Origin of the sequence: Sphingobium rhizovicinum (assembly GCF_042647625.1) — a bacterium.
In the GTDB taxonomy this organism is placed as follows: domain Bacteria; phylum Pseudomonadota; class Alphaproteobacteria; order Sphingomonadales; family Sphingomonadaceae; genus Sphingobium; species Sphingobium rhizovicinum.
Window position 1 is genome coordinate 214395 of sequence record NZ_JBHRVU010000005.1, and the last position, 13936, is coordinate 228330.

A 13936-nucleotide genomic window follows, 5' to 3' on the forward strand; every position below is an offset into this window, starting at 1 on the left:
GAACCTGCGCTGCCCGGGTGTTTCGCCGGCCCGATAATTAGGACTTTCCAGCTCTCCGCTCACAGACTAGAGCAGCCACTCCCCGGGGGGCCGCTGACGCGCGGCTGAGAGGTGGCTGGCAGGCCACGACCCGCTGAACCTGATCCGGCTGATACCGGCGTAGGGAGGGCGAGGCGGCACGTCGCCAATCCCTCTGCATGGAGTGGATGTGAGACGATGACGATTGCCGTGAATTTTGTCGGTCGGGCCGCGCTGGCGAGCGCCATGCTGTTCGCAACGTCCGCCGTGATGGCTGCCGAAGGAGAAGATGCGGATCGCGCGACCATTCAGGTCACGGGCCACCCCGATCCCGAAGGTCTGTTGCCCGATCAGACAGCGCCCAAGGCGGTCAGCGCGATCGCCGAAGCCTTCATCAGCAAGCAGGCCCCGACGCTCAACGCCTTCCAACTGGTCAATCTGTTGCCCGGCGCGAATGTCTCGTCCAGCGATCCCTACGGCCTGTCCGCGACGTCGAGCCTGACGCTGCGCGGTCTGGGCCAGGACCAGATCGGCGTATTGCTGGAAGGGGCGCCGCAAAATGACATAGGCTATTATTATGCCTATCCCTCGCAATTCGCCGATGCCGAAAATGTGCGCCAGATCGCGCTGGCGCAGGGGGCGGCGGACATTGATGCGCCGGTTGTCGCAGCGGTGGGCGGTACGCTGTCGCTGACGCTGGATGATCCCAAGGCGGATATGGCGGCGCTGGTCAATCTGTCGGTGGGTTCCTATGACCAGCGGCGCGCTTTCCTGCGGTTCGACACGGGCGAGATTGGCAGCAGTGGCCTGAAGGCGTTCATTTCCTATTCCAACAACCGTGCGGACAACTGGCGCGGGGCGGGATATGACAAGCGCCAGCATATCGATGCGAAATTGCTGCACGAATGGGGCGAAGGCAATCGCGCCAGTCTGGCCGTTTCCTACAATGATGCGATCACGTCGACCTATCCCAGCCCGACCATGGCGGACTGGCAGGCGAGCGGGCGCGGCTTCAACTTCACGGACCGCTACAGCGATGGCGACACCAGCTATTGGCGCCTGTATCGCGCACCGTTCCGCAATCTCTATTTCGCCGCGCCGGTGCATATCCAACTGAGCGACAGTCTGACGTTCGACAGCAGCGCCTATCTTCAGATGGGGCATGGCAATTCGCCCTATGGCACGCAACTGACCACGACCGGCAATTATCTGGGCACGGAGGAACTGACACAGCCGATCGCGCTGCCCGGCGCGGTGGATGGCCTGGCGACGGTGCTGGGCAACTGGACCGGGAAGCAAAGGCGTGTCGGCGATGTCAGCAAGCTGACCTTGCAGGCGGGCCGGCACAAGATCACGGCCGGTCTCTGGTTCGATTATGGCACGGATCGCGTGACGCAAAGCTATACGTCGATCGGGGCTGACGGGCGGCCGGTCGATGCATGGGGCTATCAGGACAAGGCGATCCGCACGGCGGACGGGCGTCTGCTCGCTTATGAAAATCAGCGCACTGTTACCGTGACCAAGGGATTTTTCCTGGCGGACAGCATTACGGTGACGCCGCGTCTGGGTGTCGATGTCGGGTTCAAGGGCGTCAGCCTGCTGCGCAACGGCCGCAACTATCTGCCGGGACCGCAGTCGAAGGTGCATGTCGACAGCTTCGCCGCCTTGCCGCGCGCGGCCATTCATTATCAACTGGACGAGCGGCAGCAGCTGTTCGCCAATATCACGACGAATTTTCGCACGCCCAACGAGTTTTCGCTCTATAATAGCTATTATGGCGGCGAATTGGTGTCCCAGGGGACGGGTGCGCTCAAGAATGAATATAGCCTGTCGCAAGAACTGGGATACCGCTATATTGGACCTAATCTATCCTTCTCGCTGACAGCTTTCCACTATCGGTTCCGCAATCGTCAGGTGGCGACGGTGATCAACAGCGGCGGCGCTCTGGTCAATTCGACGATAAATGGCGGGAGCCAGAGCAGCTACGGGCTGGATGGCGAGATCGACTATCGCCCGGCCAAGGGGTTCAGCCTCTATGCTTCGGGCGAATATCTGCACAGCCGGCTGAACGATGATCTGTCGGTGGGCGGCGACCTGTTGCCGACGAAGGGCAAGCAGGCGGTCAGCAGTCCGCGCTTTCAGTTCGCCGTTGGAAGCACCTATGATGATGGCCGCCTGTTCGGAAGTTCCGCGCTCAAATATGTCGGTCGCCAATATGCGACCTTCATGAATGATGAGAGCATCAAGGGCTATGCCACGCTGGATCTGGCGATCGGCCTGCATCTGGCCGGGCTGATCGACGCGCAGCGCATGGATGTGCGCCTGAACGCGATCAATGTCACCAATCCGCGCGTCCTGTCCGGCGTGTCAGCGATCAGCAGCAATGCGCAGGATGTGATCGGCCGGAACGGCACGGTGATCGCCGGGTCTGCCCCCAGCTATTATATTGGCAGCGGTCGCGCCTTCGTGGCGACCCTGTCGCGGGCCTTCTGAACTTGAGCGGCGGGCATCTGGTGCATGGCATGGGGATGGCGCTGGAGGCGCCGACTTGGCCCGCCATCACCCATGCCGAGGTGGAGCATGTCCTGACGCGCTTTCCGGGGGCGGGACGGCTGATCCGCCTCAACTGGCACTCGCCGCGTCCCTTCTCTGCGGCGGCGCTGATCGACACCGATCAGGGCGCCTATTTCCTGAAACGGCATCATGATCGCCTCCGCACCCCTGCGGCGCTGGCGGAAGAACATGGCTATATGGCCCATGTCCGGGCGGCCGGATTGTCCGTGCCGGACATCGTGAAGGCGGCGAACGGAAGCGGGGCCATCGCGCTGGGAGAATGGACCTATGAACTGCATCGCGACGCGCCGGGCATCGACCTGTATCGCGATCGCCAGTCCTGGACGCCGTTTCTGACGGCCGGCCATGCCCGCGAAGCCGGCGTAGCGCTGGCGCGACTGCATCGGGCCGCGCAGGATTTCCCGGCCCCCGCGCGCGCCGATCATCCGCTGATCGCCAGTTTCACCATCCTGCCTGCCGCCGATCCGCTGATCGCTGCGGACGCCTATGTCGCTGCCCGGCCGGCACTGGGCCGATGGCTGGAGGACAAGCCCTGGCGGCAGGAACTGGCGCGGCTGTTCGCAGCGTTGGGTGCGGGCCTGTATGACCGACTGGCGGGACAGGCTTCGCTGTGGACCCATGGCGACTGGCATCCATCCAATCTCCTCTGGACGGAGGATGGCAGGGTCAGCACGGTCATCGACTTCGGCCTTGCGACGCGGACCTGCGCGCTGCACGATCTGGCCATAGCGATCGAGCGGACCGCATTCCGCTGGCTGGACCTGGGGCAGGATGAGGCGATTGGCGACGTCGATGCGGCTATGGCGATCGTGGCTGGCTATTGCGACATATTGCCGCTGGATCATGCGGACATGGACGCGTTGTGGCGCCTGCTGCCGCTGGTTCATGTGGAATTTGCCCTGTCGGAAATCGACTATTTCGCCGGTATCGTGGGCGATCCCGATCAGGCCCGGATTGCCTGGCAGGATTATCTGATCGGGCATGCGCAATGGTTCCTGTCGCGCGCCGGGCAGGATTTCCTGCGGCGGTTTGCAGACAAGGCGATGGCCTGATGTCCATGCTGGAAATCATCGCGGTCGCTGTCAGCTTTCTGGGCATCTGGCTGACGGCAAGGCGGCGCATGCTGAGCTGGCCGGTCAATATGCTGGCCTGCATGCTCTATTTCCGGATTTTCCTCGACGTGCGCCTCTATGCCGACATGCTGTTGCAGGCGCTGTTCGGCGTTGCGATCCTCTATGGCTGGTTCCAGTGGGCGCGGGGCCGGGAGAAGACGGGAGAGGTCGTCATAGCGCCTTTGCCGCCGGTGCGGGCCGCCGCAAGCCTGACGATCGGTGCGGTCGGCGCGATTGCCATTGGCTGGGTCATGCACCGCTACACCGATGCGGCGCTGCCCTGGATGGATGCCGCACTCAGCAGTTTCAGCCTGGTCGCCCAATATTGGACCGCGCGCCGTCATGCCGCCAGCTGGCTGCTCTGGATCGTGGTGGACATCATTTATGTCGGCATGTTCGCGTTCAAGCATTTGTGGCTGACAGCCGGACTTTATGCGGCGATGATCCTGCTGGCGGTCATGGGTTACAGGCGATGGCGCAATGCGCGGCGCGATCAACTGGCTCGCGGCGGCTCGGGCGGCTGATGGAGTAAGGGCGGAATTTTCTTGCCGACATCCCGCTGGCCTTTTTAGCGTGGCGGGCGATGAAAATGGAGAAGATCGGACTGCCGCTCGCGCGGCGCATTGCCCTTGCGGCGCAGGGCTTTGGCGCCCGCCGCCCCGACGCGCCCGGCCTCGGCCATTTGCGCCGGACGCTGGATCATGTACAGTTGCATCAGATCGATAGCGTGAACGTGCTGACGCGGGCGCATTATCTGCCGGCCTTTTCCCGTCTGGGCGCCTATGATCGCGGCGATCTCGACCGGCTTGCATGGGGCGCGCGGCGGCAGCGGCGTCTCTTCGAATATTGGGCGCATGAGGCTTCGCTTCTGCCCTTTGCCCTACAGCCTCTGCTGCGCTGGCGAATGGAGAGCGCGGATCGCGGCGAAAGCGGCTGGAGCGGGATGCGCCTGTTTGCGACCGAGCGCCGGGCCGAAGCCATGGCCCTGCTGGCGCGGATCCGTGCGGAGGGGCCGATGGCGACATCGGACTTTGAATCGCACAAGGGACAATCGGGCTGGTGGGAATGGAGCGACACCAAGCGCGCATTGGAGTGGCTCTTTTGGGCCGGCCATATCACGACGGCAACGCGGCGCGGCAGTTTCGAACGCGTATATGATGTGCCCGAACATGTTCTGCCATCCGATGTGCTGGCGCTGCCGACGCCTGACGAGGCCGATGCGCATCGGGCGCTGATCGAGCGGGCGGCGCGCGCCCATGGCATTGCGACCGAAAAGGAGCTGCGCGATTATTTCCGTCAGTCGCCCGCACAGGCGCGGCCGGCGATCGATGAACTGGCGCGGCAGGGCGTCCTTATTCCCGTCGCCGTGGAGGGATGGCGGCACGCCTGGCTGCACCGGGACGCGAGGCAGCCCCGCCGCATCGATGCGCGGGCGTTGCTGGCGCCGTTCGATCCGCTCATCTGGGAGCGCGACCGGACCGAAAGGCTGTTCGGATTTCGCTATCGCATCGAAATATATGTGCCCGCCGAAAAGCGGACCCATGGCTATTATGTGCTGCCATTCCTGCTGGGGGACCGCCTTGTCGCGCGGGTCGACCTGAAGGCGGACCGGACGGCGTCCGCGCTGATGGTCCGATCGGTGCATCTGGAGTCGGATGCGCCTATGGACGCTCGCGACGCCCTGTCCGAGGAACTGCATGTCATGGCCGGATGGCTGGGCCTGTCCTCGGTCAACATGCGGTAGATCCGGCCCCCTGATCCCGACGCCATTATCATATTGCGAATGCATCGCAATATGATAATGGCCGGTCATGTCATCCAATGCCGCTGCCCTGTCGGATATGCTGATTCTGGAGCGTGCTTCTATCATCCGGCGTCTTGTGCGGATTGTGGGGAGCGAACCGGCGGCCGAGGATGTGGCGCAGAGCCTGTATCTGCGCGTGCAGCGGATCGACGATAGCATCGCGATCGTGAACAAGCGTTCCTTTCTGTTCAGGCTGGCGTCCAATCTGGCGATCGACCATGTCCGGGCCGAAGGCACGCGAGCCAGGATACAGGCGGAGGCGGAGGCCTTTTTATGGGCCGATTTCGCGCAACCCGGTCCCGAAGAGATTGTGGCGGCCGAAGCGGAGTTGCAGCAGGTGCTGACTGCTGCGCGGACTTTGCCCGAGCCCACGCGCAGCATCTTTCGCATGCACCGCTTTGATGGCTTGCGGCAAAGTGACGTTGCGGCAAAGCTGGGGGTATCGGTGACGACGATCGAAAAGCATGTTCGCCGCGCGCTCGACATATTGCGGGCCGCACGGGACAGGACATAGGGACAGGGGATAGTTGCGATTTTTTGCCAGGGCGGGTTAGGGCGCGCCGGTCGACAAACGTCTCAAAGGCGATAGCGCCGTGGGACCGGGCCGAGGGGAAGCGCCGATGAACAGCAGAGATGTCGATGCGTCGATCGGCGAAGCGGCCGCCCAATGGGTGGTCCGGCTGGCGTCCGGCGAGATGGACGCGGCGGAGATGGCGCGGTTCAAGGACTGGCATGGCCAGTCCGATGCACATCGCGACGCCTTCAATCGGGAACGGCGGTTGTGGCAGAGCCTGGACGGCCAGCGGGCGGCCTTTGCCAGCGCTACGCCTGCGCCCCGGCGCAGGGGGCGGCGCTGGGCTGCGGTGGCGCGGCCCCTTGTTCGGCCTCGTGTCTGGCTGGCGGCCGGGGCGGTGGCGGCGACTTTGGCCTTTCTGGCGCCGGGCATGATGGTCCGCCTGCGGGCCGATGAAATGGCGGGCAGGGGTGAGGTGCGCACGGTCGCGCTGGCGGATGGATCGACGGCGATGCTGGATAGCGATGCGGCCATCGCCATCCATTATGACGGGCAGGAACGGCGCATCGACCTGTTGCAGGGTAAGGCCTGGTTCGATGTGAAACATGGCGATCGCCGGCCATTCCGGGTGGCGGCATCGGGCGGGGTGACGCAGGATATAGGCACCGCCTTCGAGGTCGATCGGGGCGCGGCGGGCGTCGACGTGAATGTGACGCAGGGGGCGGTGCGCGTGCGAGGGACCGCTTCGGGACCGGGCATGCTGTTGGGCATGGCGGAGCGGGCGCATTATGGCGATGACGGGGCGCTTGTGCGGCTGAAGCCCGGCATGATCAGCAGCATGGCGGCCTGGCGTCGCGGGTTGATCGTGCTGGATGGCCGGTCGGTGGCGGAGGCCATTGCCGAGATTGGGCGCTATCGGCCCGGTTATACGCTGACTCTTGCCGACCTGTCGGCCGCGCCGCGGATCAGCGGTATCTTTCGCATCGATGCGCCGGATGAGGCGCTGCGCAGCGTGGCGCAGATGGCGGGCTTGCAGGTCATGACCCTGCCAGGCGAGATGATGGTGCTGCGCCGCTGAGCCGGCAAAAACACACGCTGCCTGAAAAAATTTTGCGAAGGGGTTAGGGCGAGCCGATCCGCATCCGTCTTAGGACGACTTTTTGCTAATGCGATCATTGTGCAACAAGCGTCGGGCGTGGCATGGTGCAGCGCCTTGGAGCGAATGGGGTTTGGCATGGCCAGCGCGGCACGACATGGAATTTTGACCGGAGCCGCCTTGCGCGCGCTCCTTATGGCTAGCAGCGCCGGGCTATCGATCGCGGCGGTCGCGACGCCCGCTTTTGCGCAGGCGGCGCCGGCCGCGCGCAGCTTTCAGGTTGGCGCGCAGCCGTTGTTGAGCGCGATGCTGCAATTTACCGAGCAGTCGGGCATTCAGGTCGGCTATTCGGCATCGATCGGGGCCGGCATCCAGTCGCCGGGCGTATCGGGCAAGCTGGCGCCGACGCAGGCGCTGTCGCGGCTGCTGTCCGGCACGGGCCTGACCTATCGCTTTACCGGCCCCAACACGGTCACGCTGGAGCAGGGCGGCAATAGCGGCGGGGCGGATGCTCAGGGGGCTGGCGCTGCGGCTGCGACGGGGCAGGGCGGCGGCGAGACGGCATCGCGGCCAGTGGCGCTGGGGTCCGTGCGGGTCGAGGCGGATGCGATCGAGGTGCCCACCAATCTCGATCGCAATGCGGCTGGCAAGTCGCCGCTGCTGACGACCAGCACCGGCGCCGAGACGCTGCGCGGGCGGATGGTCGACAGCATCACCGACTATGCCCGTCGTGTCGACGCGGGGGTCAATTTCAACAGCAATAATTTCAGCATCAATATTCGCGGTCTGGATTCCAACCGCGTGCTGACGACGCTGGACGGCATTCGCCTGCCCTGGCTGTCCGACGGCGCGCGCGGCGTGCAGGGTGGCGTGGCTTCCTTCGACTTTAATTCGCTGTCGGTCATCGATGTGGTGAAGAGCAGCGACGCCAGCTATTTCGGGCAGGGCGCGCTGGGTGGTGTGTTCGCCGCCCGTACGCTGGACCCCGAAGACCTGCTGGTCGACGGCAAGACGCAGGCGGCGCTGGGCAAGGCGACCTATGACAGCGCGAGCGACAGCATCTACCTTAATCAGGCGGCGGCTTTCCGCACCGGCAACACGATGGTCCTGATCCAGGGCGGCTATCAAAATGGCCATGAAACCGAAAATCAGGGCAAGACCCAAGGCAGCGGTTCGACCCGGACCGCGCAGAACCCGGCCGATTATGATCAGGAAAATCTGCTGGTCAAAGTGCATCACTATCTGGGCGGCGGGCATCGCATCGGCCTGACCGGCGAAATCTTCAAGCGCAGCTATGACGAAAATACGCTGACCAGCGTGACGTCGACCTATTCCAGCTATGGCACGCTGGAGCAGAACAAGCGCAAGCGGGTGGCCGGCACCTATGACTATACCTCCGAAGGCGACGGCTTCATCCGCGAGGCGCATCTGGTCGGTTACTGGCAGCGGCTGAACCTGCGCACCTATACGCAAGCGACCCGCACGACCGCGCCGGTCGGCCAATATGACCGCGACAGCGATTTGCAGGATGAATCCTATGGCCTGAACGGGTCGATCGTCGCTGCTGCCACGACCGGCGCGCTGGAGCATGCCATCAGCCTGGGCGGCGAAGTCTACGCCACCAAGACCAGCCAATATGCCGCCGGTGTCGATAACTGCACGCCGACGATGTTCAGTTGCAGCTTCTTCCATGTGAACCAGTCCGACATGCCTGATGTCGATGGCACGGACATCGGCCTGTTCGTGCAGGACCGGATCAGCTTTGGCGCGTTTCACCTGACGCCGGGCCTGCGGTTCGATTCCTACCGCCGCACGCCGCAGGAAACCGCGACCTACACCATCAATGCGGCCTATGAAGGCCTGCCGGACAAGTCGCGCGATTCCAAATTCTCGCCCAAGCTGATGGCGGAATGGGATGTCTTGCCGAACCTGACCCTTTATGGCCAATGGTCGCAGGCCTTCCGCGCGCCATCGGCCACGGAACTGTATCTGACCTACGGCGGCCCATCCAGCTATGTCAGCATCGGCAATCCCGACCTGAAGCCGGAAACCAGCAATGGCTATGAAGTCGGGCTGAAATTCGGCGACAAGGACAATGGCGCGAAGATCGCCGTCTACGACAATTACTACCGCAATTTCATCGATTCGATCACGACCACGGCGGCGGCGGTCGGCCTGACCGGCAGCTATCCCTTCGGCGTGTTCCGCTATGTCAACCGCGCGCATGTGCGCATTTATGGCGCGGAAGCGAGCGCCCAATGGTCGCTGACGCCCAACTGGCGGATGTGGGGATCGGTGCACTATGCCCATGGCAAGGATACGGACGAGGACACGTACCTTAACTCCGTCCCGCCACTGCGCGGTATCTTGGGCGTCGGCTATCATCAGGAGCGCTTCGGCGCCGACCTGTCCGCCACCGTCGCCGCCAAGCGCAACAAGGTGGAGAATAGCAGCTCGTCGCTCAACAAGACGCCGGGCTATGGCATTGTCGACTTCACCGGATGGGTGAAGCCGGGCCTGTTCGAGGGGCTGCGGCTTCAGGGCGGCGTCTATAATATCCTCGACAAGACCTATTATAACGCGCTCGACATCCCCGACAGCGGCAGCATCTCGCAGCTTTACTACAGCCAGCCGGGACGCACCTACAAGGCGTCGGTCATCCTGTCCTTCTGACATAGTTTTCAAAGGGGGAAGGGCGGTCCGAGCCGCCCTCCTCCGCCATCAAGGGTAGACTATATGAATTCAGTGCAGCCAGAACAGGGTGAGCCGGGCCGGGCCAAAAGGCTGAAGGCGGCGACCCATGGGACGCATGACCGGCTCGACAGGTCGATCATGGCGGCGGCATCCTTCGCCACGATCGAGGGCTATCGGCGCTTTGCCGAGATCCAATATCATCTGCATCATGCGGTCGCGCCGCTCTATGCCGACGCGCGGTTGCAGGCGCTGTTGCCGGGGCTGGAAGGGCGGCAGCGGCTGGCGCTGATCGCCGCCGACCTTGCAGATGCGGGGAGCGCCATTCCGGCGGTCGATGATGCATCCGGACCGGACGGCGATGTCGCGACGGGCCTTGGCTGGCTCTATGTCGTGGAAGGATCGAATATGGGGGCGGCGCTGCTGCGCAAGGAAGCGGCGAAGATCGGCCTGTCGGACGATTATGGCGCCCGCCACCTTGCCCCCGCCGAGGCAGGACCGGCCGCGCACTGGCGCGCCTTTACCGCGGCGCTGGATGCCGTCGTGCTGGACCCGGAGGAGGAAGCGCGCGTCGTGGCCGGTGCCAATGCTGCCTTCGCCCATGTCCAGGCGCTGGTCGATGACCGCCTTTCTGCTGCTCTTTGAACGAATGGAATTTGCGATGAAGTCCCTGATCACATCCATCCTGCTGGCCACCGCGATCGGCGCGGCTATGCCGGCGCTGGCTGATGGCCCCGTTGCTGCCCCCTCTGCCGCCGCGAAGGCGCAGGCTTTCGAAGCCGACCGGGCGTCGATCCTGGCGATGGCGGGCAATTACAAGGTGAAGTTCGACATGCGCGAAACCACGCCATGGCGCGCCGACTATATGCCGATCCCGGACAAGGTGTCGGGCGGGCATGAAGCGGTGCGGGTGGTGGAGGACAGCGGCCGCCGCATCATCCTGCAACATCTGCTGGTCGTCGATGACGGCAGCGGCAAGCCGATGGTGATCAAACATTGGCGGCAGGACTGGAATTATGAACCCGAAACCGTGCTGGTCTATGCCGGCAAGGGGCGGTGGAAGCTGGATCCGGTGCCTGCTGGCCTGCGCGCGGGGCGCTGGTCGCAGACGGTGTACCAGACCGATGATTCCCCGCGCTATGGCGGATGGGGCCAGTGGACGCAGGAGGGCGGCGTGCGCCGGTGGCGCAGCAGCTGGACGTGGCGTCCGCTTGCCCGCCGCGACGCGGTGCGCCATCCGGCCTATGATCGCTATCTGTCGATCAACCGCCATTCGCCCTCGCCAGCGGGGTGGGTCCACTGGCAGGACAATATCAAGATGGGGCCGGAACCGGGTAGCAGCGGCAAGGACGAGAAGATCGTGCCGTTCGTGCAGGAATCGGTGCTGAATACGTATAGCCGCGACACCGCGTTTAATGCGGCGCCAGCCGATGCCTATTGGTCGGCGACGAAGGACTATTGGGCGGCGATCCGGGCGGGATGGGCCGATGTCATTGTGCGCAATGGCGGCGTGGCCGTGGCCGAGGTGGCCGAAACCGGATCGGCAGCGGCCGAGCGGCTGATGGGTCTGGCCGACGACATAGAGGCAAAGAAGGTGAGCGTCGCGGACGCGAAGAAACGCGGGCTGGCGGTGATCGCTGAGGTTGCCGGGAAGCCCTGATCTTCGATCCTGTCGCCCCCGAATGATGGGGGCGACAGGCCCCGGAAGGACGGTTAAGCCTTCTTCGCCTGCGCTGTCATCCGCCGCGTCGAGGAGCCTGATCGCGGGCCTGCGCGAAGCGGGCGAGGTGCAGGTCGACGTCTCCAAACTGGCGGGAGATTCCATATAGTTTTCGATAGAAATGGCTGATGTTCAGTTCTTCGGTGACGCCAATCCCCCCATGCAGCTGAATTGCCTGTGCGCCGACCTGAAGCCCGCCAGTGGACAGTTGCACCTTTGCCGCCGCCACCGCTGCCGTGCGGGCCTGCGCATCGTCGCCAGCCATGGCGCCCAGCGCGGCGTACAGGAGGGAGCGGGTCATTTCGACCTCGATCAGCATGTCGGCCATGCGATGCTGCAATGCCTGGAAATTGCTGATGGCGGTGCCGAACTGCTTGCGCACCCGCAGATAGTCGCGCGTGGCCCAGAGCGCGGCGTCCATGGCGCCCAGCGCTTCGCCACAGAGCGCGATCAGCCCATGATCCATGGCGTGATCGATCGCCGTCAGCGCCGGAGCGCCTGATGCGAGCAGCACCGCTTCGGCCCCGTCCAGAATAAGGTCGGCAACCCGGCGGTTGTCGAGCGTGCGATAGTCGGTGCGGCTGACGCCCTTTGCGCTCGCCGCGACCAGATAAAGGCCCACGCCGTCGCCGTTGCGAGCGGAGACAAGGAAGCTGCCGGCGCGGGCGGCGCCCTCCACCAACGTCTTCACGCCGGTCAGTCGATCAGCATCCGCCACCGTCTCGACATGCCGCCAGTCGCCGCGGCCGGCCGCTTCCTGCAAGGCGGGCGCGATGATGGTTTCCCCAACGATGAGCGAAGCGATCAGATCGGCCGCCGCCTCACTGTCGAGCGCGGCGAGCAGCTGCGTTGCGATGACGTGCGGGACGAAGGGTTCGGTGACCAGAGCGCGTCCCAGCTCTTCCGCGATCAGCGCATTTTCGATCGCGCCGCCGCCAAAGCCGCCCGCTTCCTCGGACAGGCCGGCGCCCAGCCATCCCAATTCGGCGAACATGGCCCAATGATGGGGAGCAAACCCGCAGTCCGACCGGATGATGCGGAACCGTTCTTCCCAGTCATATTCGCGCTCGACAAAGCGCCGGACGCTGTCCCGCAGGGCATCCTGTTCTGACGTGTAGGTGAAATCCATGATCGTCACAGCTCCAGCACGGTCTTGGCGATCAACGTGCGCTGAATCTCGTTGGCGCCGCCATAGATGGTGGTGGCGCGGCGGAACATCGCCTTGGCGGCGATGCCGATGCCATGATCGGGCACCGGCGGGGTCAGTCCATCCTCGAACATGCGATGTTCACCCTCCGGGTTCAGGCAGATTGCAAGCCCGCGATCGCCCAGCGCCTCGACAGCAAGATCGGCGATGCGCTGCCGCAGTTCGGAGCCGCGCACCTTGACCAGCGACGCGATGGAGCCGCCATCATGCGATCCCGATGTCAGGGCGCGCAGCACGGCGGTTTCCAGCGCCATCGTATCAATCTCGATCCGCGCCAGCCTGTTGCGAAAGGACGGATCTTCCATCAGCGGTCTGCCATTTTTCTGTTCGATCCGGGCAATGTCGCGCAATTGGGCGATGTCACGCTTGGTGTGTGGCACTTCCGCGCTGTTGGTCCGCTCATTGGTCAGCAGGAATTTGGCGTAGGACCAGCCGGCCCCCTCCTGTCCGACCAGATTGGCGGCGGGCACACGCACATCGTCAAAGAAAAATTCGTTGACGGTCAGCCCTTCATCAATGGTCCAGATCGGACGCCGGGTGATGCCGGGGCTTTTGAGGTCGATGATCAGCGCGGAAATGCCGGCCTGGGGCTTTGCCTCCATGTCGGTGCGCACCAGCATGAAGATCATGTCGGCATGATGCCCCTCGGTCGTCCAGGTCTTCTGGCCGGTGACGATATAGTCGTCGCCATCGCGCACCGCGCGGGTCCGCAAGGAAGCGAGATCAGACCCCGAACCCGGTTCCGAAAAGCCCTGCGCCCAGAAAGTGTCGCCGGTCTGGATGCCGGGCAGATAGGCCTGCCGCTGTTCCTCCGACGCAAAGGTGTAGAGGACGGGCGCAACCAGTTCCGGGCCGATCCGATCCATGGTGGGCGCATAGGCGCGGCGCATCTCCTCCTCGAAGATGAAGCGCTGCACGCCGGTCCAGCCGGCGCCGCCATAGGCGACAGGAAAATGCGGGACGGACCAGCCCTTTCCCGCCAGGATTTTCGCCCAGCGCGCCTGATCCTCCCGCCGGGGATGATAATCATAGCGCCCGCGCCGGGCCAGATCGGGCGGCAGATTCGTTTGGATGAAAGCCCGGACTTCGGCGCGGAAAGCCGTGTCTTCGGCGCTAAAATATGGTGTCATGGCCCTCTCGGTCTTTTTCGTTATTAGTTTGCTAGCATATCATTAGATGATTGCCTATAGCCAAGGTCAC

Annotated in this window: 11 protein-coding genes and 1 riboswitch; of the genes, 9 read left to right on the top strand and 2 right to left on the bottom strand. The window is 64.0% G+C overall.

Going from position 1 to position 13936, the window contains the following annotated elements:
- The first annotated feature begins 73 nt into the window (after window positions 1-73).
- Window positions 74-183: riboswitch (TPP riboswitch) on the top strand.
- A 33-nt stretch (window positions 184-216) separates the two neighbouring features.
- From ACFOKF_RS19825 to ACFOKF_RS19865, 9 genes are all read left to right on the top strand, one after another.
- Window positions 217-2511 carry a TonB-dependent receptor gene (locus ACFOKF_RS19825; protein WP_380798140.1) on the top strand — a complete coding sequence of 765 codons (2295 nt, stop codon included), beginning with the start codon at window positions 217-219 and terminating at the stop codon, window positions 2509-2511.
- A complete protein-coding gene (locus ACFOKF_RS19830; protein ID WP_380799314.1) occupies window positions 2508-3644 on the top strand; it encodes a phosphotransferase enzyme family protein in 1137 nt (378 codons plus the stop codon). The genes ACFOKF_RS19825 and ACFOKF_RS19830 overlap by 4 nt, the downstream gene beginning before the upstream one ends.
- Window positions 3644-4228: a nicotinamide riboside transporter PnuC gene (pnuC, locus tag ACFOKF_RS19835; protein ID WP_380798142.1), complete on the top strand. Its 585-nt coding sequence runs from the start codon at window positions 3644-3646 to the stop codon at window positions 4226-4228. Before ACFOKF_RS19830 ends, pnuC begins: the two co-directional genes overlap by 1 nt.
- A 65-nt stretch (window positions 4229-4293) precedes the next feature.
- Window positions 4294-5448 (top strand): winged helix-turn-helix domain-containing protein, encoded by a 1155-nt coding sequence (locus ACFOKF_RS19840; protein ID WP_380798143.1) that lies wholly within the window; start codon window positions 4294-4296, stop codon window positions 5446-5448.
- Window positions 5449-5515: 67 nt separating this feature from the next.
- On the top strand, window positions 5516-6022 hold the full coding sequence (locus tag ACFOKF_RS19845; protein ID WP_380798145.1) for an RNA polymerase sigma factor: 507 nt from the start codon (window positions 5516-5518) through the stop codon (window positions 6020-6022).
- A gap of 106 nt (window positions 6023-6128) precedes the next feature.
- Complete coding sequence (locus ACFOKF_RS19850) at window positions 6129-7100, top strand: FecR family protein (protein ID WP_380798147.1); 972 nt, start codon at window positions 6129-6131, stop codon at window positions 7098-7100.
- A gap of 198 nt (window positions 7101-7298) precedes the next feature.
- Window positions 7299-9791 (top strand): TonB-dependent receptor, encoded by a 2493-nt coding sequence (locus ACFOKF_RS19855; RefSeq protein WP_380798151.1) that lies wholly within the window; start codon window positions 7299-7301, stop codon window positions 9789-9791.
- Between the two features lie 63 nt (window positions 9792-9854).
- Window positions 9855-10454, top strand: coding sequence for a biliverdin-producing heme oxygenase (locus tag ACFOKF_RS19860; protein WP_380798152.1), 600 nt, complete (start codon window positions 9855-9857; stop codon window positions 10452-10454).
- 16 nt (window positions 10455-10470) lie between these two features.
- Window positions 10471-11469: a DUF6607 family protein gene (locus ACFOKF_RS19865; protein WP_380798153.1), complete on the top strand. Its 999-nt coding sequence runs from the start codon at window positions 10471-10473 to the stop codon at window positions 11467-11469.
- Window positions 11470-11545: 76 nt separating this feature from the next.
- Here the strand turns inward: ACFOKF_RS19865 and ACFOKF_RS19870 are convergent, their stop codons facing one another.
- Window positions 11546-12658, bottom strand: coding sequence for an acyl-CoA dehydrogenase family protein (locus tag ACFOKF_RS19870; RefSeq protein ID WP_380799315.1), 1113 nt, complete (start codon window positions 12656-12658; stop codon window positions 11546-11548).
- 5 nt (window positions 12659-12663) lie between these two features.
- Entirely contained in the window at window positions 12664-13866 is a 1203-nt protein-coding gene (locus ACFOKF_RS19875; RefSeq protein WP_380798155.1) for an acyl-CoA dehydrogenase family protein, read from the bottom strand.
- Window positions 13867-13936 lie beyond the last annotated feature (70 nt).

Coding starts and splice junctions, on each gene's coding strand:
- ACFOKF_RS19825 (WP_380798140.1), top strand. CDS start 217: ATGACGATTGCCGTGAATTTTGTCGGTCGGGCCGCGCTGGCGAGCGCC.
- pnuC (WP_380798142.1), top strand. CDS start 3,644: ATGTCCATGCTGGAAATCATCGCGGTCGCTGTCAGCTTTCTGGGCATC.
- ACFOKF_RS19840 (WP_380798143.1), top strand. CDS start 4,294: ATGGAGAAGATCGGACTGCCGCTCGCGCGGCGCATTGCCCTTGCGGCG.
- ACFOKF_RS19845 (WP_380798145.1), top strand. CDS start 5,516: ATGTCATCCAATGCCGCTGCCCTGTCGGATATGCTGATTCTGGAGCGT.
- ACFOKF_RS19850 (WP_380798147.1), top strand. CDS start 6,129: ATGAACAGCAGAGATGTCGATGCGTCGATCGGCGAAGCGGCCGCCCAA.
- ACFOKF_RS19860 (WP_380798152.1), top strand. CDS start 9,855: ATGAATTCAGTGCAGCCAGAACAGGGTGAGCCGGGCCGGGCCAAAAGG.
- ACFOKF_RS19865 (WP_380798153.1), top strand. CDS start 10,471: ATGAAGTCCCTGATCACATCCATCCTGCTGGCCACCGCGATCGGCGCG.
- ACFOKF_RS19870 (WP_380799315.1), bottom strand. CDS start 12,658: ATGGATTTCACCTACACGTCAGAACAGGATGCCCTGCGGGACAGCGTC.
- ACFOKF_RS19875 (WP_380798155.1), bottom strand. CDS start 13,866: ATGACACCATATTTTAGCGCCGAAGACACGGCTTTCCGCGCCGAAGTC.